Below are 23,999 nucleotides of genomic sequence, written 5' to 3'. Positions count from 1 at the left end.
GATATTAAAAGGATATTATATATGCTTGATAAGTCACACATATTATTTCAAAAATATCAAAAAAGTTTTGAAAATTATAATGTTAAAGATGCGGTAAAGTGTTTTAATGTTCCTTCTTCAATATATATTAATAATAAAATTATACTTTTTAATGCTCTCACAGATATTGAAAAAACACTTCAGCAATTTATGGACAGTCATAAATTAGATAAAATATCTAAATTTAATTATAAAATAGAAAAAAAATATTCCATAGACTTTAATCATAAATTATTCTTATTGAAATGGGAACTTAGTTCAAAAAAAGTTTTTTTCTCTAGTTACTATACTATCTTTCAAAAAGAAGAGTGGAAGTTTCTTCATGTTACAAATTTGGGAAGGCTATAACAATTCAAGATTTTTTGATAAAGGTAAAACCTATAGACTTTAGATAAGATATGGCAGCTTTTTGAAAGAAGAGGAATTATCTTGCTCCAAGCTTTTTTGAATATCCTTTAAAATACAAGCGCTATACTAATCTTAGTTAATTTCTTTCTTCCTTTTTTTCTAAAGAATCAAAGCCAATCCTCCTTGAATTTTTAAGAATATCCTTGTAGGATGTGCCCATAAAAACGTCTCTAAAACAAATGATTTCCTGATAAATCTGCTTGTTTTAGAATGTGTTAACATTGTTAAAGGGTTGTGCATCATGCAAACACTTTTGAGAGAATACTTTTCTCTCGTTGTTTTTTTGGGAATTGCTCTCTTTATTTCAAGTTTTATGGTGCTTTTGGCATTTTTGCGCGCAAAACGTCATCCTTATCCTGAGAAGCTTACTCCTTATGAATGTGGGTTTGATCCTTTTGAGGATATGTCTCATAAATTTGATGTGCGATTTTATCTTGTTGCTATTCTTTTTATAATTTTTGATATTGAGGTTGCTTTTTTATTTCCATGGGCTATTTCTTTAAGGACAATTGGTGTTTTTGGTTTTGTATCAATGATGCTTTTTTTGGGTATTTTAACGATGGGGTTCCTTTATGAATGGAAAAAAGGGGCTTTGGATTGGGAATAACCTTTTAAGAGATGGTTTTTTGACATGATGTCTCCTTATGATAATTCTTTGTCCGATCCGGCTGCACTTTCCTCTGATCAGTTGATGCAAGCTTTTAATCAAGAGGTTTCAAATAAAGGATATTTTATAACTCAGTTGGATAAATTAGCTGCTTGGGCACAGAGTGGATCCTTATGGCCGATGACCTTTGGGCTTGCTTGTTGTGCCGTTGAAATGATGCAAACGGCCGCGAGCCGCTATGATTTAGATCGTTTTGGTGTCGTTTTTAGGCCAAGCCCCCGTCAATCTGATGTCATGATTGTCGCGGGTACTCTCTGTAACAAAATGGCTCCTGCCCTTCGGCGGGTCTATGACCAGATGGCAGAACCAAGATGGGTAATTTCTATGGGATCTTGTGCGAATGGAGGTGGCTATTACCATTATTCCTATTCGGTGGTAAGAGGGTGTGACCGGATTGTTCCTGTAGATGTGTATGTACCAGGATGTCCACCCACCGCAGAAGCTCTTCTTTATGGTGTTTTACAACTTCAGAAAAAGATTTTGCAAGGGCCAAGTCTTGTTTCTTCTCTTTCTTTTGAATCATCGATTTCCAAAAAAAGTTTTTTAAAAAATTTGTTTAAAAAAGAAAAAAATTTACAAACAAAATCCACTGATCAAGGGGATATAGTAACGTGAATTCTAAGGATTCTCACTCTCAAAACCTTCTTGCCTACCTCATGGAAAATTGGGGACAAAATATCCTTGAGTCTTCTTTTGACAAAAATGAGTTAAGTGTGCGCGTTCGTGTCGAAAGTTTGTTGAGTTCTGTTGTTTTTTTAAAAGAAAATCCGAATTGCTTATTCCAATCTCTTATGGATATTGCTGGCGTTGATTATCCGGAACGTGAAAGAAGATTTGATGTTGTGTATCATTTTCTAAGTTTGAAACATAATCTTCGATTTCGTCTTAAAGTAGGAGTCTTTGAAAACGAAATTATTCCTTCTGTAACGGAGTTTTATCCTTCAGCGAATTGGTTGGAAAGAGAAGTTTGGGATATGTTTGGAATTCCTTTTGGAGGACATCCTGATTTAAGACGTATTTTGACGGATTATGGATTTGAGAATCATCCGCTTCGAAAGGATTTTCCGCTGACAGGCTTTTTAGAGGTTCGATATGATGAAACACAAAAACGTGTGATTTATGAGCCTGTTAAATTGGATCAAGCCTATCGAGATTTTGATTTTTTAAGTCCTTGGGAGGGGCCTCTGACATCTGCGACACAAGAGAGAAAAGATTAAAATGACAGACACACACTCTTCTGCGCATCTGCCCAAAAGCACTGAGCAATATACTCTTAATTTTGGCCCTCAGCATCCGGCTGCCCATGGTGTTTTACGTCTCGTGCTTGAGCTGGATGGTGAGGTGATTGAACGCGCTGATCCTCATATAGGATTTTTGCATCGCGGAACAGAAAAACTTATTGAATATAAAACATACACGCAAGCTATTCCTTACTTCGATCGTCTGGATTATGTCTCTCCTATGTGTCAGGAGCATGCTTTTGCGCTTGCCGTTGAGAAGCTTTTTGGAATTTCTGCGCCTTTGAGAGCCCAATATATTCGTGTCCTTTTTTCTGAAATCACACGTATTTTAAATCATATTTTAAATGTCACAACGTTTGCTTTAGATGTTGGAGCGATGACGCCTTTTTTATGGGGTTTTGAAGAGCGTGAGATTTTAATGGGTTTTTATGAACGTGTTTCAGGAGCACGTTTCCATGCAAATTATTTTAGACCAGGAGGGGTCAGCATGGATCTTCCCAAAGGCCTTTTAGAAGATATTTCCGAGTTTGTAAAAAAATTTCCAAAATTTTTAGAAGATACAGAAAATGTTTTAACAGAAAATCGTATCTTTAAAGGACGTACGGTAAATATTGGATGTATTAATGGAGCAGATGCTCTTCTTTGGGGATTTTCTGGACCAAATTTAAGAGCAAGTGGAATTCCTTGGGATTTAAGAAAGTCTCAGCCCTATGATGTTTATGATAAAATGGTATTTGATATTCCTATCGGAGAAAAAGGGGATTGTTATGATCGATACCTTGTACGGATAGAAGAAATGCGGCAAAGTCTCAGAATCATCGAACAATGCATTCAAGATATGCCTGAGGGTCCTATTATGGTTGAAAATCATAAAATTACGCCTCCAAAAAGATCTGATATGAAAGTTGATATGACGTCAATGATTCAGCATTTTAAGCTTTATAGTGAAGGATATCATGTTCCTCGAGGTGAAACTTATACGGTTGTCGAAGCTCCGAAAGGGGAGTTTGGCGTTTTTTTGATTTCAGATGGGACGAATAAACCCTACCGATGTAAAATTCGAGCTCCGGGGTTTTCAGCCTTACAGGCTACGAATTTTATGAGTAAAGGACATATGATTGCTGATCTTGCAGCTATTCTGGGATCATTGGATATTGTTTTTGGGGAGATTGATCGGTGACAGTTTGTTCCAAAAATGATTTCGATTCTCTTGATGCGCCGCCTTTCTGTTTTACGGAAGAAAATGAAAAAAAAGCTCAAAATGCTATTTCTCATTATCCTCAAGGTAGGGAAGCGAGTGCAGTTTTGGCATTATTGGATCTCGCTCAACGTCAAATTGGGGGATGGTTAACTCGAGAGGCACTTATGTATATTTCTGAGCGCCTTAATATGCCGCTTGTGCGTCTTTATGAAATTGTTGGATTTTATACCATGTTTCGTTTGAAGCCTTGTGGTAAATATCTTGTGCAAATTTGCACCACAACGCCCTGTTGGTTGCGCGATTGTGAAAAGATATATGAAGCTTTTCAAAAAGAGCTTGGAATTTCGTTTGGGGAAACGACAGAAAATGGCCTATTTACGTTAGAAGAAGTCGAGTGTTTAGGCGCGTGTGTAAATGCCCCTGTTGTGCAAATAAATGATGATTATTATGAAGATTTAACATCTTTAAAAGTAGATAACCTTTTGAAACAACTTTGTGTAAAAAAAGAAAAACAATGAGCCTTTCTCCTGAAAACCGTATTTTTAAGAATCTTGGAGGTATTGAAAGCATCACTTTATCTCAAGCTCAAATTCAAGGAGATTGGGATTCGACAAAGAAATTAATGGAAAAAGGGCGTCAATGGATACTTGAAGAAATAAAAAATTCAGGCCTTCGTGGCCGAGGAGGGGGCGGCTTTCCGACGGCCAAAAAATGGTCGTTCTTAAAGAAAACAGACCGGCCTTCTTATCTTGTAGTTAATGCAGATGAAAGTGAGCCAGGAACAGCGAAAGATCGTGATATTATGCGATATGAACCCCATAAGCTTATTGAAGGGGCTCTTCTTGCGGGGTTTGTGATTGAAGCCTCTGTTGGATACATTTATATTCGTGGAGAATATTACAAAGAGGCTTGTATATTAGAAAAGGCTATTGAAGAGGCCTATGAGGCAGGACTTTTGGGAAAAAATGTAGCCCAGTCAGGCTATTCATTTGATCTTTACGTTCATCGTGGGGCTGGTGCTTATATTTGTGGGGAAGAAACAGCTTTAATTGAGAGTCTTGAAGGCCGCAAAGGCTTGCCACGTTTAAAACCCCCATTTCCAGCTCAAATAGGTCTTTATGGATGCCCCACACTTGTTAATAATGTAGAGACGTTGGCTGTGGTTCCTACTATTTTAAGAAGAGGAGCTGGTTGGTTTGCAAGCCTTGGACGACCAAATAATACAGGCACAAAGCTCTTTTGTATTTCAGGACACGTTAACTTTCCTTGTACCGTAGAAGAAGAAATGGGGATTCCTCTTCGCACTCTTATTGAAACGTATGCGAAAGGCGTGCGCGGCGGATGGGATAATCTCTTGGCTGTTATTCCTGGAGGGTCTTCAGTGCCTCTTATTCCAAAATCTATTTGTGATTCTGTTTTGATGGATTTTGAGGCCCTCAGAGATGTAAACAGTGCGCTTGGGACAGGGGGCGTTATTGTAATGGATCGGTCGACAGATATTGTGAAGGCAATTGCGCGATTTTCAAAGTTTTATATGCATGAGAGTTGTGGACAATGTACACCTTGTCGAGAGGGAACAGGATGGATGTGGCGTATGCTCGAACGGTTTGCGAAAGGAGAGGGAAACTCTGCGGAGATTAATCTTCTTGAAGAAATTACTTACGCAATTGAAGGGCATACCATTTGCGGGCTTGGAGATGCTGCTGCTTGGCCAGTGCAAGGTCTTATACGGCACTTTAGACCTACCATCGAAAAACGTTTTGAAGATTTTTAAAAACATCATGAGGAAATAAGAAGTTTATGATCACACTTCATATTAATGATTGTCTTGTCGAGGTGGAAGAAGGAGCCACAGTTTTAGATGCATGCCGTAAGGCAAACATTGAAATTCCTGTTTTTTGTTATCATTCTAAGCTTTCTATTGCAGGCAATTGTCGGATGTGCTTGGTGGAGATGGAAGAGTGCTCCAAACCTATTGCTTCTTGTGCTTATCCTGCCTTAGAAGGAATGGTTATTCGAACCAATACGCCCCTTGTGGAAAAAGCGCGAAAAGGGACGCTTGAATTTCTTTTGATAAATCATCCATTGGATTGTCCTATTTGTGATCAAGGCGGTGAATGTGATCTGCAAGATATTACATATGCTTATGGTGCAGTTGCAGGGCGGTTTGAGGAAAATAAAAGAGCTGTTCCCAATAAAAACTTTGGTCCTTTTATTAAAACAGAGATGACGCGATGTATTCTTTGTACGCGGTGTATTCGGTTTGCAGATGAAATTGCCGGGGTCCCAGAGCTTGGTATTGTGGGTCGAGGAGAATTGAGTGAAATCTCAACGGGTGTTGAAAAAGCTATTTCTTCAGAACTCTCAGGTAATTTAATTGATGTTTGCCCTGTTGGAGCTTTAACATCAAAGCCCTATGCATTTAAAAGCCGTTCATGGGAGCTTAAAAAAACGGAGTCTATTGATTGTTTAGATGCTGTTGGATCCAATATTCGGATTGACACGCTGGGTTCTGAGGTCATGCGTATTTTACCACGCTTAAATGACGACATAAATGAAGAATGGATTTCAGATAAGACGCGCTTTTTTTATGATGGATTAAAATATCAACGTTTAGATCAGACCTATGTTCGGCAGAAAGGACATCTTACGCCTGTTTCTTGGGAGGAAGCGTTTAAACGGATTGAAAAAGAGCTTTCTGTTTGTTCTCCTTTTGAAAGGGGAGCCATTGTGGGAAGTTTGGTGGATGTGGAGTCAGCTTTTGCTCTTAAAGAACTCATGCTTGCATTAAAAAGCCCCCATATGGATTGCTGTGAAGAAGGGGCTAGACCTTTCACCGAGTTAAGGTCTTTGTATCTTTTTAATACGGGTATCTCCGGCATTGAAGAAGCTGATGCTTGCTTGCTGATTGGAACGAATCCTCGTCATGAAGCAACGCTTTTAAATGCTCGTCTGCGAAAACGATATCTCCGTGGAAATTTCGAGGTGGGAATGATTGGTCCTCAGACAGATTTAACATATCCTTACACACTTATAAGTGAAGATCCTTCAGGTCTTGAAAAGTTGTTGGCCGACCAGACACTCTGGACGAAAGTTTTCAAAAAAGCAAAAAAGCCTATGCTTATTTTAGGAAATGGCGCTTTAAAAAGATCGGATGGAAAAGAAATTCAATCACTTGCTTTAAAAATTGCTCAAAAATATGGAGCGCTTCGAGAAGATTGGCTTGGGTATAATATTTTACATACTGCGGCCAGTCGAGTTGGCGCTCTTGATATTGGCTTCATTCCTCAAAAAGAAGGTTGGTCCGCAGAGCAAATGTACCAAGAAGCAGAAAATGGAAAGTTAAAATTTCTGTATCTCTTAGGAGCAGATGAAGAATATAAAAGAAGACTTAAAACAAAAAATTGCTTTATGGTTTATCAAGGGCATCATGGAGATTTTGCAGCTCAAAAAGCAGATGTTATATTGCCAGGAAGTGCTTTTACAGAAAAAAACGCAACATATGTAAATACAGAAGGCCGTGTCCAGTGTGTCTCTCAAGCTCTTTTCCCACCGGGAGAAGCAAAACAAGATTGGACAATTATAAGAGCTCTTTCTGAGCATCTCCGTTTGAAATTAGACTATAACTCTCTAGAAGAACTTAGAGAAAAACTTTTTAAGGGATATCCTTTTTTAAGAGATCAAAATCAACGTAATATCAATCTTAAAGAAGTCGTGCCGGCTCTGACAGCTTTTCTTAAAAATCTTCCTTCTCAAAAGTTGACATCGGAGGCTTTTGAACCGTTTATTTCTAATTATTATATGACGGATCCTATTACACGTGCCTCTCCTCTCATGGCGCGTGCTGCAGAAACTTTTATATTAAAAGGAAAAGAAGATTGAGAACGCATTTTTCTTTTTTTTATGAAAAAATTTATCACTTTTTGAGAGAGAATTTTCTCTTTTTGGGGGAGATCATTTTTAAAATTATGATGGTCGTGCTCCCTTTGCTTCTTCTTGTTGCACTTTTAACATTGTTTGAACGCAAAGTTATTGCGGCAATACAGCTCAGACGGGGTCCCAATGTCGTTGGGCCTTTTGGGCTTTTACAGCCTTTTGCGGATGGATTAAAGCTTTTGCATAAGGAAATTATTATTCCAAATCGCGCGCATAAATTTTTATTTTTATGCGCTCCTATTATTACATTTACTTTAGCTCTTTCTGTATGGGCTGTTATTCCGTTTGGCTTTAAGCAAAGTATTTCTAATCTTAATGTCGGTGTTCTTTATGTTTTTGCTGTGTCTTCTTTAAGTGTCTATGGAATTATTATTGCAGGATGGGCGAGTTATTCAAGATATGCTTTTTTAGGTGCTTTAAGGTCAGCCGCTCAAATGATATCTTATGAGGTTTCTCTAGGCCTTGTGATTGTTACAGTTGTTCTGTGTGCAGACTCAATGAATCTCCAAGAAATTGTTTTAGCACAACAAACTTTTTGGTTTGTTTTGCCTCTTTTTCCAATGTTTATCATTTTTATGATTTCAGCTTTTGCAGAAACAAATAGAGCTCCTTTTGATCTTCCAGAGGCTGAGACAGAACTTGTTTCTGGGTATAATGTGGAATATTCATCGATGCCTTTTGCGCTCTTTTTTTTAGGAGAATACGCAAATATGATTTTAATGAGCGTATTGGGAACAATTTTTTTCCTAGGAGGATGGTTGCCTCCTTTTGACTGTCTTCCTTTTACATGGATTCCTAATATAGGATGGTTTGGAATAAAAGCTCTTTTTCTTCTGTTTGTTTTTGTTTGGATTCGAGCCACGTTTCCAAGATATCGTTATGATCAACTTATGCGGCTGGGGTGGAAATTCTTTCTTCCTTTTTCTTTTATTTGGGTTGTTCTTACGGCAGCTGTCCTTGTCTTTTTTAAAGAAAGCTTTCTTCTATGAACTCTAAATACTTAAAATTTTTTCTCTCAACTTTTGGCTTCAAAGATCTTTTAAAGGGTCTTGGTGTTACGCTGCGGTATATGTTTAAGCCAAAGGTTACGATCGATTATCCTTTTGAAAAAGGACACTTAAGTCCAAGATTTCGGGGGGAACATGCTTTAAGGCGTTATCCCAATGGGGAAGAACGTTGTATTGCTTGTAAACTATGCGAAGCTGTTTGCCCGGCACAAGCAATTGTCATTGAATCAGAAGAGCGGGAAGATGGTTCAAGGCGCGCTTCAATTTATAATATTGATATGACCAAATGTATTTATTGTGGTCTTTGTGAGGAAGCTTGTCCTGTTGATGCTATTGTGGAGGGACCAAATTTTGAATTTGCAACCTTTTCTCATGAAAGTCTTATTTATGACAAACAAAAATTATTGGAAAATGGAGATATTTGGGAAGACGTTATTGCACAGAATCTTAAAGAAAGAAACCAGGGGTGCTGAGAAAAAAGGAGTGTGTTGGGTGAGAAAAGAGAAGAAGGAAATTCGAACTTTGGAAGGATCAAATTTTTGTCTATAACGTGTCGAAAGAGGTGTGGTACAATTTGTTCTTCTTTTAAGGATTAAATAATGACAGAACTCCAAAATAAAACTTACACAATAAATATTGGGACAGATAGTTTTAAAGAAATGGCAACAAGAAATAACTTGTTTGTGGATAAAACGTCTTTTATTTCTAAACTTCTTGGAAGCGGATATCATGTCACTCTTATCACGCGTCCACGTCGATGGGGAAAGACTTTGAACATGACGATGCTACAGTATTTTTTTGGAATTCCCGTTAAAAATACAGGAGAAATTGATGAAGAAGAGAGCGTTAAAAGACAAAACGTTTTCTCAAAGTTGAAGATTGGAGAATGTTCCGAGATTTTAGAAAATTATCTTGGGAAATTTCCAGTAATTTTTGTCTCCTTTAAAGAAATTAAGGGAGAAAGCCTTGAAATAATTGAAATGAAAATCAAAGAACTTATTTATGATCTTTTTGAAACTCATAAATATCTTCTTCTAAGTGATAAGCTTTCAGAGTCACAAAAAATTCTCTTTAAAAAATTTATAACAAAGTCATTTGATTTGGCTGAATTAGAAAAAAGTCTTTTTTATTTGAGTAAGATGCTTTCTACGCATTTTGATCAAAAAGTTTTTATTTTGATCGATGAGTATGACACACCGTTGAATGATTGGTATGCTCTTCAATTGGCTCAAGAAACAGTTTCTGAAAGTGAAGATATCTATTTTAAGAAAATTTTAAATCTCTTTGGAGGAATTTTCAGCAGCGCTCTCAAAGGAAATGACTTTCTTGAAAAGGGTGTTGTGACAGGAATATTGAGAGGTGCAAAAGCCAGCCTTTTTTCTGGTCTTAATAATCTTGGAGAAGACTCAATTTTAGATGAGGAGTATGCAGAATATTTTGGATTTACAGAAAAAGAAGTCAATACTCTTCTCAATAAATCTGGGCTCGATAAAAACTCTAAAACAGCTGAAGATCTTAAATTTTGGTATAATGGATATAATATTGGAGGTGTGACAATTTATAACCCTTGGTCCATTATGAATTGTTTGAATAGAAAAGGAATGTTGAAAGCTTACTGGGTGGGAACAGCAAATACTGCTCTTATCGAACGAGCTCTTATTCTTGATAAGTTTCAAGAAGAGATGCAGATCCTCATTCAAGGAGGGAGTGTTGAGATGCTTGCAGACCCTAAAATGGTTTTTGTAGATATCAAATCTTCTCCCAATGCACTTTATAATCTTTTGCTCTTTTCAGGATATTTAACGGCAAATTCCATTCAAAACGAAAAAGCAGGGATGTACAGATGTAATGTTCGTATCCCGAATAGAGAAGTCCAAGAGGTTTTTGAAATTTCTTCAATGAGTTGGATTTCTCAAAAGCTTAAAATTGAAATGAATGAATATAATGCATTTTTAGATTATCTCCTTAAGGGAGATATAGATGTATTTACTCAAAAGCTTAAAGATTATCTTGAGTCATCAGCAAGTTTTTTTTCGACAGGCTCCAAGAATGCAGAGCTTTTTTATAATGGTTTTATATTAGGGCTCGTCTCTGCTGTTTCTTCCAATTACTATATTGAAACTGAGAGAGAGTCGGGATTGGGACGCATTGATCTTCTCTTCATTCCAATGCCGGGAGCAAGATATCAGAATGCTTTAATTCTAGAGTTTAAATTTGGAAAACCTCAAATAGATTTATCTTCTCTTGCTCAAAAAGCGTTAAAGCAAATAGAAGAGAAGAATTATGGAGCGAAGCTTAAAGCTTATAAGAATATTGTCTCTACTTTTAAAGTTGGAGTCGCTTTTCGTGGAAAAGATGTTGCAGTGGCTTTTCAATAAAGTCCAAGACTCCAAAGTCACCTCCTAAAAATCATCCTTTTTTATAGACTTTTAAAAAGAGTTTGAAATCTGGTTTAAATCCGGTATCTATATCTATATGCTCTAGCTGGAACAATGCAGAAGGGTGAAAATAGGATAAGGAGAGAGTAATGATCATTTTTGCTGGGATGTTCTATTTTTTTGCAGGCGCAATGATTGTATCGGCTTTGCTGACCCTTTTCTCACGTGTTCCTGTTCATTCAGCATTGTGGCTTATTTTTATGTTTTTAAATGGGGCGGGTCTTTTTGTGTTGTTAGGCTCAGAGCTCTTGGCGATGATTTTTGTGATTGTCTATGTGGGCGCCGTTGCAGTGTTGTTTCTCTTTGTTGTTATGATGCTCAAGCCGCGCCTTGATCCTTTAAAAAAGAAAGTGAAATGGTATAAAAGAATTCCTCTCCTTATAGGAATTTTCTTTGGAAGTGAAATATTATTTGTTCTGAGTGGTTGGCAATTTATATCGCCTTCCTTAAAAGCATCCTATGTGCCATTTTCTTCAGAAGTTTCAAATACAGAAGCTATTGGAAATGTTCTTTATACCCAGTATAGTGTTCTTTTTCAAATTGCGGGGTTTATTTTGTTATGTGCGATGATTGGAGCTATTGTCTTAACAAAAAGAACTCCTAAAGAAAGATATCATCAAAAAGTCTCGGATCAAGTTTTAGAAGAAAAGAAAAATCGGATCAAGCTCTGCCAAGTCGATATTGGAAAAGGAGTGTAATATGATCATTTTAAATTTATTTTTTAATTGGAGAAAAAAGACAACATGACCCAGTTTTTAACGATAGGGCTTTCGCATTATTTATGTGTTGGAGGCATTTTATTTATCATCGGAATTATGGGAATATGTTTAAATCGGACAAATGTTATCTTAATGCTTATGGCCGTTGAAATTATTTTATTAGCAGTAAGCCTTAATTTTATTGCATTTTCTGCTTTTTTGTTTAATTTAATGGGACAGGTTTTTGTTTTTTTTATTCTAACCGTTGGTGCAGCTGAGACTGCTATTGGGCTTGCTGTTTTAGTTGTTTTCTTTCGTAATCAAGGAACGGTATCTGTCCAAGATATGGAAAAGTTAAAGGGTTGAAAACTTTATGATGTTTTATGCTGTCATGGCAACTTTTTTTCCCTTATTAGGAGGCCTGATTGCAGGTCTATTTGGATGTATTTGGCCTCTTTTATCTCCGCGCTTGTGTCAAATTATAACGACGGGGTTTATTTTTTTATCAGCTGTTTTTTCGATTGTATTGTTTGAAAAAGTTGGGCTTGACCACGAGGTGATTCAGGTTCCTCTTTTTTCTTGGCTTGAAATCGGAAATTTAAAAATTTTTTTTTCTCTTTATATCGATACGCTTGCTGTTGTTATGATGAGTATCGTTACACTTATCTCAGCTTTAGTTCATCTTTATTCTATTGGATACATGGCACGTGATCCTCATATTTCAAGATTTATGGCTTTTTTAAGTTTATTTACATTTTTTATGCTCTTTCTTGTTGTCTCTTCTAATTTAGTTCAGCTCTTTTTGGGATGGGAAGGCGTTGGCTTTTTTTCTTATCTTTTGATTGGTTTTTGGTATGCAAAACCAGAAGCAAACCGAGCAGCTCAAAAAGCATTCCTTATGAATCGTGTCGCAGATTTAGCTTTTATTATGGCTCTTGCATTAATTTATGCTCTCATCGGATCTTTTGAAATTTCAGTTATTTTAGACAATTGTTCTCTTCTTAAATCAACCTTTGTTTCAAGTTTCGGAGGAACGATTTCTTTTCTTGAAATTGTGTGTTTTTTAATCTCTATTGCTGCAATGGGGAAATCCGCTCAAATAGGGTTTCATACTTGGCTTGCTGATGCCATGGAAGGTCCCACACCTGTTTCTGCACTTATTCATGCAGCGACGATGGTAACAGCAGGTGTTTTTTTAATTCTAAGATGCTCTCACCTTTTTGAGAGTGCTCCCTTCGCTTGTTCAATGTTGGTTGTGATTGGGAGTTTGACAGCGCTCTTTGGAAGTATGGTTGCAATGACACAAAATGATATTAAACGTGTTATTGCTTATTCAACTTGCTCTCAAGTGGGATATATGTTTTTCTCTGCAGGCTTGTTAGGATATGCAGCTTCTATATTTCATTTATGTACCCATGCTTTTTTTAAGGCGCTTCTCTTTTTAGGAGCAGGTTCCGTGATTCATGCATTTTCAAATGAACAAGATCTTTGGAAGATGGGAGGAGCGGCAAGATTTATCCCAGTTACCTATGTATTAATGTGGATCGGCTCTTTGGCCCTTATGGGGATTCCATTTTTTTCGGGTTATTATTCTAAAGAGACAATTCTTGAAATTGCGTGGGGAAGCTCAAATTTAATAGGAACCCTTGCTTTTTGGTTAGGGCTTCTTTCTGTCCTATTTACAGCTTTTTACTCATGCAGGCTCTTGTTTCTTGTTTTTCATGGAAAAGTACGGGCAGATGAACGGGTAATGGCCCATCTTCATGAATCTCCTCCCATTATGATTATTCCTCTTTTAATTTTAAGTATAGGAGCAATTTTAGGGGGGTATATTGGGTATGGGCTTTTCATTGAGAATAAACATCTTTTTTGGGGAAATTCTTTTAATACTCATTTTGAAGAAGTTATGTTGGCATCCTTAAAATTTCTAAATAAAAAAAATGCCCTTATTGTGCACAACTTCCCGCAAATAATGGCAATTATGGGTTTCTTTTTAGCATTTATTTTTTATATTCGGAAAACCACTTTGCCCGGTCATCTTAAAAACCAATTCCCTGAGCTTTATGGTTTCGTCTATAATAAGTGGTTTTTTGATGAGCTTTATAATGTTCTTTTTGTAAAACCAGCTTGGGCCTGTGGAAATTTTTTTTGGAAGCAAGGAGACCGGCAGGGAATTGATTATGGGCTTAATGGTATTTCAAGGGGTATTTGTTGGCTTTCAGAAAAAGTGCGGCATTATCAAACTGGATTTATCCCAAATTACGTGTCCATTATGATGATTGGTTTGATGGTGGCTTCAACGTGGGGGCTCTTACAATTTTTTGAAATTTCTTTTGAAGGAATTTTTGAAAATCTAAGGGCATTTTTACAAGAAGTTCATGTTTTGGATAAAAAGAATGATGTTGGGATGCTTTTTACTCAAAAAAATGAAATCACAAACAGGTTTGAATGAGTTTCCAATGACGATTTTTGATGGACTTCCCCTTCTTTCTCTTCTTGTTTTTTTACCCTTTTTAGGGGCAGTTTTTATTCTTTTAATTCCTCAAACATTAGGGAAGACAGAGAAAAATTTAAAAAATACAGCTCTTTTTATTGCAGGATGTACCTTCATAATTTCTCTTTTTATTTGGTGGAAATTTGATGTGGATTCTGCTTCTTATCAATTTGTTGAAAATAAAGAATGGCTTTCAGGCCTTAATATACGGTATCTTTTAGGAATTGATGGACTTTCCTTGTTTTTTATTTTGTTAACAACCTCCTTAATTCCTCTCTGTATTTTAGGGAGCTGGAATGGAATAAAGCATCAGCCAAAAGAATTTTTAATTTTTTTTCTTATATTAGAAACATTTATTTTAGGGGCATTTTCTGTTTTAGATTTGCTTCTTTTCTATGTTTTTTTTGAAGGGACTCTTATTCCAATATTTTTAATAATAGGAATTTGGGGTGGGGAAAGGCGTATTTATGCTGCATTCAAATTTTTCTTTTACACCCTAACGGGATCAATTTTTATGCTCATTGCCATTCTTTTTCTCTTCTTTAAAGCAGGCACAACGAGCATTCCGGATCTAGCTCTTTATCCATTTGAGAAAAATATTCAAATTTGGTTGTGGATCGCTTTTTTTGCTTCTTTTGCCATTAAACTTCCAATGTTTCCTTTTCATACTTGGCTGCCAGAAGCGCATGTAGAAGCTCCTACCGCAGGGTCTATGATTCTTGCGGGTATTTTATTAAAAATGGGAGGATACGGGTTTTTAAGAATTTCTCTTCCTTTTTTTCCGGAAGCATCGCTTTTTTTTGCGCCTTATGTGTGGACATTAAGTGTGATTAGCATCATTTATGCGTCTTTGGTTGCAATGGTTCAACGTGATATAAAAAAGCTTATTGCATATTCGTCTATTGCTCATATGGGGTTTGTGACTTTAGGGATTTTTACCTTTCAAAAAGAGGGGTTAGAGGGGGGAATTATCCAAATGCTAAGCCACGGGCTTCTTTCGTCGGGTCTTTTTTTATGTATAGGAATTCTCTATGAGCGTGTTCATTCAAGAGACATTGAAGCGTATGGCGGTATTGTCTCCTTTATGCCGCTTTTTAGTGTCTTTTTTATGGCCCTTACGATGGGGTCTGTTGGTTTGCCAGGAACATCAGGATTTGTTGGTGAATTTCTTGTTATTTTGGGTGCTTTTCAATCATCGCCTCTTATGACTGTTAGCGCAGGGCTTGGAATTATTTTATCGGCCTCTTATATGCTTGGGCTCTATAAACGAATTATATTTGGGCCAGTTGAAAAAGTAAGGTTTCTAAAGCTTAAAGATGTATCAAAACGAGAGGGGAGCCTTCTCTTCTTTTTTGTTGGATGTATGCTTTGGATTGGGCTTTACCCAAATAGTTTTGTTTCTATTATAAACCAGCCAATTTCTAAATTGCTTGCTTATTATGGGCGGCAGGAAGAAGAGCTGATTCCAGCTTTTAAGATAGATCAGTCAAAATTTTCGACTGAATGCGCCCTTTGAAAAATGGAAATTTAAATGCTCGGACAATTTTTTGAATACTTTTTTAAAATGAGATCATCCAAAAAAAATCGATGGGGACTTTAATGGGAAATGTTTTAACAGATATCGTGTGTTTTATTCCTGAAGTGGCCCTTGGAACTTTGATTCTAATTTTTTTGACAGGAGCTGTTTTTCTTAAAAAAGAGATCCAAGAAGGTGTTTTACTTGGAAAACTAATGTTTGGAATATTTGCAGGTATTGGAGGGTTGGTCATCTTACAAAGCTTACATCCTCTTTATATTTTTAATGATTTATTTGTTTCAAATACATACACGACTTGTATAAAATTTCTTGTTTTAAGTATAACAATATGTGTGTATGCATTCTCTTTCTCTTCTTTAAAAATAGAAAAAATATTAGGAATAGAGCTTTATATTTTTGTTCTCATGGCTTTGCTCGGAATGTTTGTGATGATTGGAGCCTATGATTTTATGTCGTTTTATTTAGGGATGGAGCTTCAAAATAGTGCGCTTTATATCCTGATAGCTTTTAAAAAAGAATCTTTAAAGAACAATGAAGCTGCCGTAAAATATTTTATTTTAGGAGTCGTTGCTTCCGGAATATTCCTTTTTGGAGCGTCACTCCTTTATGGAGCCGTTGGAAGTTTGAACTTTCAAAACATATGCAATATTTTTGTCTCTTCTCATGTTTCTTATGTACGATGGGGAGGGTGCATAGGACTCTTATTTATCATTGCCTCCTTTTTATTTAAACTTGCACTTGTTCCTTTTCATATGTGGGCTCCCGATGTTTATGAAGGGATTCCTCTTCCAATTGTTGGATTTTTAGCTCTTATTCCCAAGATGGTGATTCTTTCTATAATTTTGCATCTATGGATTTTATTGTTTCCTATAAAAACAATTCCAATGGAATTAGATGCTCTTAAAATTTTTCCTCCTCTTCTGAAGGTGGCTTCCTTGTTGTCAATTCTTGTTGGAACATTTGGGGCGTTTGGGCAATTAAATATAAAAAGATTTATAGCTTATAGTGGCATTTCACATATGGGATTTATTGTTCTTGGAATTGTTCTTGGAAATTATAATGGGATGTATGCTGCAATTATTTATTTATTGTCTTATCTTATTATGGGAGTAGGTTTTTTCTCATGTTTGTGTGCATTGAGATACCCTCAGGGGTTTTCGCGTCTTGGAATTATTAAAGATCTTTCTGATTTGAAAGGACTTTCAAAAACCCATCCCAGCATGTCTTTTATGATTGCTCTTTTGATGATTTCTTTTGCAGGTCTCCCCCCCTTTATTGGATTTTTTTCTAAATTATATCTTCTTTTAAGCTTTATTGAGTCGGGCTTTATTGGTGTTGCTATTTTTGTCGGCTTATTGAGCATTATTGCAGCGGTATATTATTTAAGGATTATAAAATATCTTTATTTTGATGAAACAGAAGTTTTTTTAGACGTTGTGTGTCCTTTTTCTTTTTTTGTTCCTGTCTTGATTTCTTTAGCAGGAACAGTTTTCTTTTTTCTCTACTCAAAACCTCTTTTTTGGTGTGTGTCTTTTGTTATGAAGGCCCTCTTGGAAAATTAAGATATGTATAGAAAGAGATCTATTTTTTTGAAGTGTAATTAAAGAAAGTTAATCCATTTATTTTAAAAAGGATGATTAAAATGCTTTTAGCAATTGATGCTGGAAATACAAATACAACATTTGCTGTTTTGAGTGAGTCTGGTAAGGTAGAACATAAGTGGCGTCTTCATAATAATGTACTCAGAACAGAAGATGAATATGCATCGCACCTGCTTCCTTTAATAACGGCTGCAGCTTTAAAAAGCTCGGATTTTAAAGGGTTTCTTTTATGTTCTGTTGTTCCAAGTGTAAATCAAGTTTTAAAAAACTTTGTAACACAATATTTTAAACAAACGTTGCATGTTGTTGGAGAGAATGGTGTTAGTTTGCCCGTCACATCTTTGGTTGATCGACCAGAAGCTGTGGGAGATGACCGTTTGGTTAATTTTGTGGGTGCGAATGGAAGATTTAAAGAGATACTTTTGGTTGTTGATTTTGGGACAGCAACAACCTTTGATTTTATAGATGAGAAGGGAAATCATTTGGGAGGATGTATTGCGCCGGGGGCATCTCTCACGGCGCAAGCCCTTTCAGAAGCAGGTGCTCTCTTACCGAGACTGCCTCTCACGAAGCCTGAACAGGTTATTGGAACATGGACAATTCCTCAAATACAATCAGGGGTATTTTGGGGATATGTAAGCCTCTTTGAAGGACTTATTCAAAGGCTTCTTCATGAATTTATGGAAACGCACGGATTAACAAGGCGGCCTCGCGTCATTGCAACGGGTGGATTGAGTTCTCTTTTCAAAGATGTGACCCATGTCTTTGATGGTTTTTTTCCTGATTTAATTTTAGAGGGATTATGGTATGTGTTCAAAGAGATGTCTCATAAAAAGGAATTAAAATGATCCAACAAAAAAAGCTTCAAAATCAAGCATTTCCAAAAGAAGTTTATTTTTTACCACTTGGAGGTGCTGGAGAAATCGGTATGAATCTCAATCTTTATGGGTATCAAGAAAAGTGGCTCATGGTTGATTTTGGTGTAACGTTTTCTCAAGATTTGGGCATTGAGGTTATCTTACCAGACCCCCAATTTATTGTGGAACGACAAAAAAATTTACTTGGAATTCTTCTGACACATGGTCATGAAGATCATATTGGGGCTCTTCCTTATTTATGGAAATATATAAAGGTACCTTTGTATGCAACTCCTTTTACAGCGGCTCTTATTCGTAAAAAACTTCAGGAAGTTGGCCTTGAGAAAGAAGCAAAAATTATTGAGATTCCCCTTTGTGGAACGACTCAAATCGGTCCTTTTAAAATTCAATTGATTACTTTAACGCATTCTATTCCAGAACCAAATGCCATTGTCATTGAAACCCCTGTGGGACGAATTTTGCATACGGGCGATTGGAAAATAGATCCTTCTCCTCTTGTGGGAGATATTTCTGATGAAAAAGCGCTTTGTCGACTCGGAGATGAGGGCGTCCTTGCAATGGTATGTGATTCGACGAATGTGTTTGAACGTGGCGTCTCAGGCTCTGAAGAAGATGTGCGTAAAGGTCTTTTGAGTGTTATGAAGGATCAGTCAGGTGCGATCGTTGTTTCTTGTTTCTCCTCAAATGTTGCCCGTCTTGAGACTGTTTTAACGGTTGCTAAAAGTCTTGGACGTAAGGTTTGTCTTTTGGGAAGATCAATGTTTCGGTTTATTGAGGTCGCTCAAGAATGTGGGTACTTAAAGGGATTTCCTGAACTTGTTTCTGAAAATGCTTTTAAAAAGAAAAATAAGATTGATAAAGGCAAGAAAGAAGATTCTTTTTTCTTGACTCCAAAAGAAGCTTCTCTGTTTCCACGTGATCAAGTCGTTGTTCTTTCGACAGGAAGTCAAGGAGAAGCGCGTGCAGCCCTTTCTAAGCTTGCTTGGAATCAGCATCCGGATTTTAGTCTTGAAGAAGGAGATACTGTTATTTTTTCATCTCGAATTATTCCGGGGAATGAAAAAATTATTGGTGCACTTCAGAATGCTCTTGTAATGAGGGGGTGTGAGGTTATTGTAAAACATCCAACAGGCGATCATCCTATTCATGTTTCGGGACACCCTGCTCAAGAAGAGCTCAAGGAGATGTATCGATGGGTGCGTCCTAAATTTGCAATTCCTGTTCATGGAGAAGCGCGACACCTCAAAGAACATAAACAACTGGCCGAAGAATGTGGCGTACAAGAAGTTGTGACACCTTCAAATGGATCCCTTATCCGCCTCACATCTGATTCGATTCAGATTGTTGATCATGTTCCCTCAGGAAGGCTTGGTCTTGATGGGACTTCATTTGTGTCAATGGGAAGCAACCTTTTAAAAGAGCGTCGTAAAATGGCGTCTCAAGGCACAGCTGTTGTGACCCTTGTTTTAGATCGTTATAATGAACTTTTAGAAGATCCAAAATGGAGTCTTTTTGGTCTTGTTGATGGCGAAGAAACCCCTGAACGTGCCAAGCGCCTTGATAAAGAAATTGAGCGCTTAATCTCCCGAACATTTAAGGGGCTTGCGGATGCGATGCGTGATGATGATCAATCGATTATTGAAGTTACTCGAACAGCCTTAAGACAAGCAACACAATCCGTTATTGGAAAAAAGCCCCTTACGGATGTGCATGTTGTGAGGGTTTTGTAAAATTGAGAACGCATTCCTAAAATAATTTCGTGTTGGGCGACATAAAGAGTGTAATTTTAACTTTTAGAATTAAAGTGAGAAAAAAATGGCTAAAATGTATTTTTATTATTCTGCGATGAATGCTGGAAAAACAACGACGCTTTTACAGTCAAGCTATAACTATAATGAACGGGGTATGGAGACAATTTTATTTTCTCCAAGTCTCGATGATCGATATGAAGTTGGATTTATCACTTCACGTATTGGCCTTAATTCAAAGGCTCTGCCTTTTGAGAGAGATTTTAATTTTTTTGAATATATTCAAAAAAGAATTCATGAAAAAGGGCCTTCTCAAAAAATAAGTTGCATTTTAGTGGATGAAGCTCATTTTTTAACTAAAAAACAGGTGCTTGAACTTGGAGAGGTCGTTGATATCTTTGATATCCCTGTTTTAACGTATGGGCTGAGGTCTGATTTTCAAGGCGAGCCCTTTGAAGGAAGTAAATATCTTTTGACCCTGGCAGAAAATCTCATTGAAATTAAAACAGTGTGTCAGTGTGGACGCAAAGCAACGATGAACCTTCGGATGGATAAAAATGGGAAAGCTGTTCGTCAAGGTGAGCAAATTGAAATTGGAGGCAATGATCGTTATATTGCGCTTTGCCGGAAGCATTTCAAAACTGGAGAAACGGGGCACGAAGCGTAAAAAATCAGGTTTTCCAGAGTTTTTGTCCTGTTTTTGTTTAAAGAAAAAGTGATTTTAGTGGGTTTTCTTTAGAAAATTTGAAATTTTCAAGAATAAAGTTGTTAAACAAGATGACTCAAAACAAGAAACTTTTTTACGCTTTAAGGTTTTCTCGAGATTTTAATATGGCTGCAAAGCAGAGAACAATCACAAAAAGAGCGGCTGTTAGGGAGGCAATTGGACGCATGGAGCCATCAAAGATTGTTGAACTAAAAGCAATCACAAGGCCAATAACCAAATGTCGAAGAGCTGTTGTTAGACCTGAAGAAATACCTCTTAAATTGGGAAAAACATTAACGGCTTCTACGCCATAAATAACAGAAGCCAGTGTTGCACCCATTGTAAAGAGAGACATAGCCCCACAAATTAAAATGGGAAGAGGATTATAAAAAGAGACAATACAAAGAAAAATTGTTCCCATAAAAGAGAAAGTAAGACCTACATACTTGGTTGTTTTTGTTCCAAATTTTCCAATCATCCAAGCGCCTAAAGTTGAAACAAGTGCGAAAGTTCCCATAATGCTTGCTTGGTAAAAACCATAAGATTTTTGAGAGACATTCAAGTGCTCAATGAAAATGAGCGAAAGATTCGCAATAAAAACCATAAATCCTGCAAACAGAAAATAGCAAATGAGGCTTCCCAACATAAATGGCGTGCTTGTTAACATCCGTCCAAAGTCTTTAAAGATCGTTTTGGGAGAAAAAGGAAGCCAAGAAGAGCGGTCTAAAGTCTCATCAAGGAAGAAAAAACTTCCGATAAAAGCAATGCTTGAAAGAACTGCAATGATAAAAAAGTTGGCTTGCCAACTAAAATAGAGAATCAAAATGGATCCTAAAATAGGAGCTCCTGCCATCGCGCCAGCAATAAAGAGATTTAAAGCAGAACAAAGTTGAGAGACTTTCTGCGCTTCATATTTATCAAGGAGCATGGCAAAAGAGGTGACCATAGGCGCTGCAGCACCCATGCCTTGAATAAACCGACAACTTAAAAATAGGTCAAAATTCGTTAAAAAAACACAGCCCCAACTTGAAACTGTAAAAAGAGCAAGCCCACTCTTTAGGACACGATATCTTCCAAATGAGTCGGAGAGAGGCCCAAATAAAAGGCTCCCAAGTAAAATACCAAAAAAGTTGTAACTTAAGACAGCTTGAATTTGATGATCTGTAATTCCAAAAAAATCTTTCATAATGGGAAACGCTGGAACATACATATCTGTTTCCATACATACAGTTCCATACATCAATGTAAGCATGGCAAGTAAGATAAAATCTGATTGTTTTTTCATGTTTTTTCCTTAAAAAATTTTAAATATTTATAAAAGATTTTTAGACGTATGCCCAGTTAAATCTTTCTTTAAATTTCAAAAAAGAATTTTTTTAGAAAGGATGTTAAAATTCATAAAATTTATTAAATATGCTTTTTAAAATCTCACCACCCGGCAAATAAAAAAAATTGAAAAATGGCTTTAAATTTCAACCTCTAGAAATAAAAGAGATTTTATCAAGGAGGTTAAGAAGATCCTAGAGGGAGTTGGGATGTTGTATGAGCCTACCCTCATACATAGGTCCTACAATTTTGCCCATATCTGTTCTACAAACTACTGTGCCGCATGCGCAAAAGCATTTTTCGACGCTTAGGCCTGGCTCACAGTCAAGACAGCTTGAGCAAAATGCATTAAAATCTGCAGGTAATGCTGGACAAGAGTTTTGTGCTCCAGCTATATTTTGTGCTAAAGAAAAGTTAACGATTATCGCTAAGAGGGAGAGTGAAGAGAGATATTTATTTTTTAACATGGCCTTTTTTCTGAAATATTTGTTCTTCTTTTATGATTTAAGTAAATTATATCATGAAATAATCTTGTTGTATAAATAAAATAAAAAACATGTCGATAATACTCCATCACCCGACAAGATAAAAAATAATTAAAAAAAGAGAAAAATCCTCCCTGTGAAAGAAAAACAAGGAAAGAAATGAAAATATTAAAGATAAAGGAGCGCATTGCCGGTGTAAGAGAAGACAATTAAAGGGACCGAGAAACTGAATGGCATAAACACATATTGAAGGAGTTGCAAATTTAACAGCAACAGTTTTAGCCTGCCGAAATGTTAATAGCAATGATTGGATACCAATTTTACAAAGAGAAACAGGAGATGAAAACTCCAAAGGGAGTTATAGTAGGAGGGCCCTTTCAAATCCCTTGGTTAAACCTTTGAATGTTATGAAAGGATTTATTGAAGTTTCTGACATTCTTACAGTACATGGGCAGACTCTTGTCCCCATCCCTAAATTAGGGTCTTTTATATATTTTGTCAGGAGATAAGATTTATAATAAAAATTTATTAATCCCTTGGTAAAAATAGAAAAAAGTCTCTAGAATTTTTTTGAAAATTGTTTCTATAGTTAAAATGCGAATGAAAAATAAATTTTAGAGGAGGAATGGTGTCTTACTCATCTTTGGATCTTTACACAATTTTATGTTATGGATTTTTATTTTTATCCGTTCTTCTTATATGGGCGCCTTTCAAAAAAGTCTTAAGGTGGGAGACAGCATTTTTAGGAGCTCTTTTTTTTGGTGTGTTAAGTCGTCATGTGGATTGGATAGGCATAGGCGTCATTATGGGGCTTGCTGCATCCCTTTACATAACCTATCAAAAATCTCTTCCCTTATGGATCCGTTTTATAAGCGGAATGATCTTTTTTTTCTCAGGATGTGCCATTGGCTTTCATAAAATCCCGGGATTCTCAAACTTAAAAGTTCTCAATGAGGTATACATAAGCGCGGATGCTGTTCCTTTTAATATGTACTTAAATTTCGACAAAGTCAGTTTGGGTCTTATCATTCTTGGATTTACACCTTTTCTTGTCCAAAATCACGGATGGGGGCGTCTTTTTAAAAATACTTTTTTAAAGGCCTTTTTTGTTATTGTTGTGATCGCAGGTCTTTCTTATGGAATGGGATTTGTACGTTGGGATCCTAAGATTCCGGATTGTTTTTGGCTTTGGACCCTTACAAATCTCCTGTTTGTATGTGTCTCTGAGGAAGCTTTTTTTAGAGGATTTGTTCAAAAAAACCTTTTTATGTGTTTTGAAAATACACCTTTTCGATCCTTTGGAGCCCTTGTCATCGCAAGTCTTTTATTTGGACTTTTCCATTATTATGGAGGAGTGCAGTATATGATTTTATCAGCGATTGCGGGTTTAGGATATGGATGGATATATCAAACAACGGGGCGTATTGAAGCGAGTATTTTGACGCACTTTAGTCTCAATGTCATCCATTTTTTATGTTTTACATACCCAGCTTTAAAAACAGCCTTTTAAAATGTAAAAAAATCTTTCTTGCTGTTTAGGGCGTGTCATCAATTAAATTGACAAAGAAGGAGAGAGAAGAGATATTGAG

Annotated in this window: 22 protein-coding genes; 21 read left to right on the top strand and 1 reads right to left on the bottom strand. The window is 36.5% G+C overall.

Annotated features, from left to right (window positions below; translation table 11 throughout):
• Nucleotides 1-21: 21 nt before the first annotated feature.
• The 19 genes from JSS34_03245 to JSS34_03155 all read left to right on the top strand — a co-directional run bounded on the left by JSS34_03245 (nt 22) and on the right by JSS34_03155 (nt 20,560).
• Nucleotides 22-387, top strand: a complete 366-nt coding sequence (locus tag JSS34_03245) for a hypothetical protein (protein ID MBS0185353.1) — start codon at nt 22-24, stop codon at nt 385-387.
• 301 nt (nt 388-688) lie between these two features.
• Nucleotides 689-1,054 carry an NADH-quinone oxidoreductase subunit A gene (locus JSS34_03240; protein ID MBS0185352.1) on the top strand — a complete coding sequence of 122 codons (366 nt, stop codon included), beginning with the start codon at nt 689-691 and terminating at the stop codon, nt 1,052-1,054.
• 84 nt (nt 1,055-1,138) lie between these two features.
• Nucleotides 1,139-1,729, top strand: a complete 591-nt coding sequence (locus JSS34_03235) for an NADH-quinone oxidoreductase subunit B (protein MBS0185351.1) — start codon at nt 1,139-1,141, stop codon at nt 1,727-1,729.
• Between the two features lie 41 nt (nt 1,730-1,770).
• Nucleotides 1,771-2,331, top strand: a complete 561-nt coding sequence (locus JSS34_03230; GenBank protein ID MBS0185350.1) for an NADH-quinone oxidoreductase subunit C — start codon at nt 1,771-1,773, stop codon at nt 2,329-2,331.
• Between the two features lies 1 nt (nt 2,332).
• Nucleotides 2,333-3,535 carry an NADH-quinone oxidoreductase subunit D gene (locus JSS34_03225; GenBank protein MBS0185349.1) on the top strand — a complete coding sequence of 401 codons (1,203 nt, stop codon included), beginning with the start codon at nt 2,333-2,335 and terminating at the stop codon, nt 3,533-3,535.
• Entirely contained in the window at nt 3,532-4,074 is a 543-nt protein-coding gene (nuoE, locus tag JSS34_03220) for an NADH-quinone oxidoreductase subunit NuoE (GenBank protein ID MBS0185348.1), read from the top strand. The genes JSS34_03225 and nuoE overlap by 4 nt, the downstream gene beginning before the upstream one ends.
• Nucleotides 4,071-5,330 carry an NADH-quinone oxidoreductase subunit NuoF gene (gene nuoF / locus JSS34_03215; protein ID MBS0185347.1) on the top strand — a complete coding sequence of 420 codons (1,260 nt, stop codon included), beginning with the start codon at nt 4,071-4,073 and terminating at the stop codon, nt 5,328-5,330. Before nuoE ends, nuoF begins: the two co-directional genes overlap by 4 nt.
• Nucleotides 5,331-5,356: 26 nt before the next feature.
• Nucleotides 5,357-7,438, top strand: coding sequence for an NADH-quinone oxidoreductase subunit G (locus tag JSS34_03210; GenBank protein ID MBS0185346.1), 2,082 nt, complete (start codon nt 5,357-5,359; stop codon nt 7,436-7,438).
• A gap of 86 nt (nt 7,439-7,524) precedes the next feature.
• A complete protein-coding gene (gene nuoH / locus JSS34_03205; protein ID MBS0185345.1) occupies nt 7,525-8,481 on the top strand; it encodes an NADH-quinone oxidoreductase subunit NuoH in 957 nt (318 codons plus the stop codon).
• Complete coding sequence (nuoI, locus tag JSS34_03200) at nt 8,478-8,972, top strand: NADH-quinone oxidoreductase subunit NuoI (protein MBS0185344.1); 495 nt, start codon at nt 8,478-8,480, stop codon at nt 8,970-8,972. Before nuoH ends, nuoI begins: the two co-directional genes overlap by 4 nt.
• A gap of 126 nt (nt 8,973-9,098) precedes the next feature.
• Nucleotides 9,099-10,877, top strand: a complete 1,779-nt coding sequence (locus JSS34_03195) for an AAA family ATPase (protein ID MBS0185343.1) — start codon at nt 9,099-9,101, stop codon at nt 10,875-10,877.
• Nucleotides 10,878-11,026: 149 nt separating this feature from the next.
• On the top strand, nt 11,027-11,635 hold the full coding sequence (locus tag JSS34_03190) for an NADH-quinone oxidoreductase subunit J (GenBank protein MBS0185342.1): 609 nt from the start codon (nt 11,027-11,029) through the stop codon (nt 11,633-11,635).
• 45 nt (nt 11,636-11,680) lie between these two features.
• Nucleotides 11,681-12,001, top strand: coding sequence for an NADH-quinone oxidoreductase subunit NuoK (gene nuoK, locus JSS34_03185; GenBank protein MBS0185341.1), 321 nt, complete (start codon nt 11,681-11,683; stop codon nt 11,999-12,001).
• Between the two features lie 10 nt (nt 12,002-12,011).
• Nucleotides 12,012-14,087 carry an NADH-quinone oxidoreductase subunit L gene (nuoL, locus tag JSS34_03180; protein MBS0185340.1) on the top strand — a complete coding sequence of 692 codons (2,076 nt, stop codon included), beginning with the start codon at nt 12,012-12,014 and terminating at the stop codon, nt 14,085-14,087.
• Between the two features lie 7 nt (nt 14,088-14,094).
• Nucleotides 14,095-15,645 carry an NADH-quinone oxidoreductase subunit M gene (locus JSS34_03175; GenBank protein ID MBS0185339.1) on the top strand — a complete coding sequence of 517 codons (1,551 nt, stop codon included), beginning with the start codon at nt 14,095-14,097 and terminating at the stop codon, nt 15,643-15,645.
• An 83-nt stretch (nt 15,646-15,728) separates the two neighbouring features.
• Nucleotides 15,729-17,228, top strand: coding sequence for an NADH-quinone oxidoreductase subunit N (locus JSS34_03170; protein ID MBS0185338.1), 1,500 nt, complete (start codon nt 15,729-15,731; stop codon nt 17,226-17,228).
• Between the two features lie 80 nt (nt 17,229-17,308).
• A complete protein-coding gene (locus tag JSS34_03165) occupies nt 17,309-18,115 on the top strand; it encodes a type III pantothenate kinase (GenBank protein ID MBS0185337.1) in 807 nt (268 codons plus the stop codon).
• On the top strand, nt 18,112-19,875 hold the full coding sequence (locus JSS34_03160; protein MBS0185336.1) for a ribonuclease J: 1,764 nt from the start codon (nt 18,112-18,114) through the stop codon (nt 19,873-19,875). Before JSS34_03165 ends, JSS34_03160 begins: the two co-directional genes overlap by 4 nt.
• Before the next feature lie 85 nt (nt 19,876-19,960).
• On the top strand, nt 19,961-20,560 hold the full coding sequence (locus JSS34_03155; protein ID MBS0185335.1) for a thymidine kinase: 600 nt from the start codon (nt 19,961-19,963) through the stop codon (nt 20,558-20,560).
• Nucleotides 20,561-20,693: 133 nt separating this feature from the next.
• Here the strand turns inward: JSS34_03155 and JSS34_03150 are convergent, their stop codons facing one another.
• Entirely contained in the window at nt 20,694-21,884 is a 1,191-nt protein-coding gene (locus JSS34_03150) for an MFS transporter (protein ID MBS0185334.1), read from the bottom strand.
• A 257-nt stretch (nt 21,885-22,141) separates the two neighbouring features.
• On the opposite strand from JSS34_03150, the gene JSS34_03145 reads away from it, so the two are divergent.
• Entirely contained in the window at nt 22,142-22,471 is a 330-nt protein-coding gene (locus JSS34_03145) for a hypothetical protein (GenBank protein MBS0185333.1), read from the top strand.
• 564 nt (nt 22,472-23,035) lie between these two features.
• Nucleotides 23,036-23,920 carry a CPBP family intramembrane metalloprotease gene (locus JSS34_03140; protein ID MBS0185332.1) on the top strand — a complete coding sequence of 295 codons (885 nt, stop codon included), beginning with the start codon at nt 23,036-23,038 and terminating at the stop codon, nt 23,918-23,920.
• The last annotated feature ends 79 nt before the right edge of the window (nt 23,921-23,999 follow it).

The sequence above is a fragment of the Pseudomonadota bacterium genome (assembly GCA_018242545.1).
GTDB lineage: Bacteria > Pseudomonadota > Alphaproteobacteria > 16-39-46 > 16-39-46 > 16-39-46.
This window is presented reverse-complemented; position numbering and strand designations above follow the sequence as displayed.

Excerpts from the sequence above, each read along its gene's own strand:
- JSS34_03245 (MBS0185353.1), top strand. The coding sequence starts at position 22 with ATGCTTGATAAGTCACACATATTATTTCAAAAATATCAAAAAAGTTTT.
- JSS34_03240 (MBS0185352.1), top strand. The coding sequence starts at position 689 with ATGCAAACACTTTTGAGAGAATACTTTTCTCTCGTTGTTTTTTTGGGA.
- JSS34_03235 (MBS0185351.1), top strand. The coding sequence starts at position 1,139 with ATGCAAGCTTTTAATCAAGAGGTTTCAAATAAAGGATATTTTATAACT.
- JSS34_03230 (MBS0185350.1), top strand. The coding sequence starts at position 1,771 with ATGGAAAATTGGGGACAAAATATCCTTGAGTCTTCTTTTGACAAAAAT.
- JSS34_03225 (MBS0185349.1), top strand. The coding sequence starts at position 2,333 with ATGACAGACACACACTCTTCTGCGCATCTGCCCAAAAGCACTGAGCAA.
- nuoF (MBS0185347.1), top strand. The coding sequence starts at position 4,071 with ATGAGCCTTTCTCCTGAAAACCGTATTTTTAAGAATCTTGGAGGTATT.
- JSS34_03210 (MBS0185346.1), top strand. The coding sequence starts at position 5,357 with ATGATCACACTTCATATTAATGATTGTCTTGTCGAGGTGGAAGAAGGA.
- nuoH (MBS0185345.1), top strand. The coding sequence starts at position 7,525 with ATGATGGTCGTGCTCCCTTTGCTTCTTCTTGTTGCACTTTTAACATTG.
- nuoI (MBS0185344.1), top strand. The coding sequence starts at position 8,478 with ATGAACTCTAAATACTTAAAATTTTTTCTCTCAACTTTTGGCTTCAAA.
- JSS34_03195 (MBS0185343.1), top strand. The coding sequence starts at position 9,099 with ATGACAGAACTCCAAAATAAAACTTACACAATAAATATTGGGACAGAT.
- JSS34_03190 (MBS0185342.1), top strand. The coding sequence starts at position 11,027 with ATGATCATTTTTGCTGGGATGTTCTATTTTTTTGCAGGCGCAATGATT.
- nuoK (MBS0185341.1), top strand. The coding sequence starts at position 11,681 with ATGACCCAGTTTTTAACGATAGGGCTTTCGCATTATTTATGTGTTGGA.
- nuoL (MBS0185340.1), top strand. The coding sequence starts at position 12,012 with ATGTTTTATGCTGTCATGGCAACTTTTTTTCCCTTATTAGGAGGCCTG.
- JSS34_03175 (MBS0185339.1), top strand. The coding sequence starts at position 14,095 with ATGACGATTTTTGATGGACTTCCCCTTCTTTCTCTTCTTGTTTTTTTA.
- JSS34_03170 (MBS0185338.1), top strand. The coding sequence starts at position 15,729 with ATGGGAAATGTTTTAACAGATATCGTGTGTTTTATTCCTGAAGTGGCC.
- JSS34_03165 (MBS0185337.1), top strand. The coding sequence starts at position 17,309 with ATGCTTTTAGCAATTGATGCTGGAAATACAAATACAACATTTGCTGTT.
- JSS34_03160 (MBS0185336.1), top strand. The coding sequence starts at position 18,112 with ATGATCCAACAAAAAAAGCTTCAAAATCAAGCATTTCCAAAAGAAGTT.
- JSS34_03155 (MBS0185335.1), top strand. The coding sequence starts at position 19,961 with ATGGCTAAAATGTATTTTTATTATTCTGCGATGAATGCTGGAAAAACA.
- JSS34_03150 (MBS0185334.1), bottom strand. The coding sequence starts at position 21,884 with ATGAAAAAACAATCAGATTTTATCTTACTTGCCATGCTTACATTGATG.
- JSS34_03145 (MBS0185333.1), top strand. The coding sequence starts at position 22,142 with ATGAGCCTACCCTCATACATAGGTCCTACAATTTTGCCCATATCTGTT.
- JSS34_03140 (MBS0185332.1), top strand. The coding sequence starts at position 23,036 with ATGGTGTCTTACTCATCTTTGGATCTTTACACAATTTTATGTTATGGA.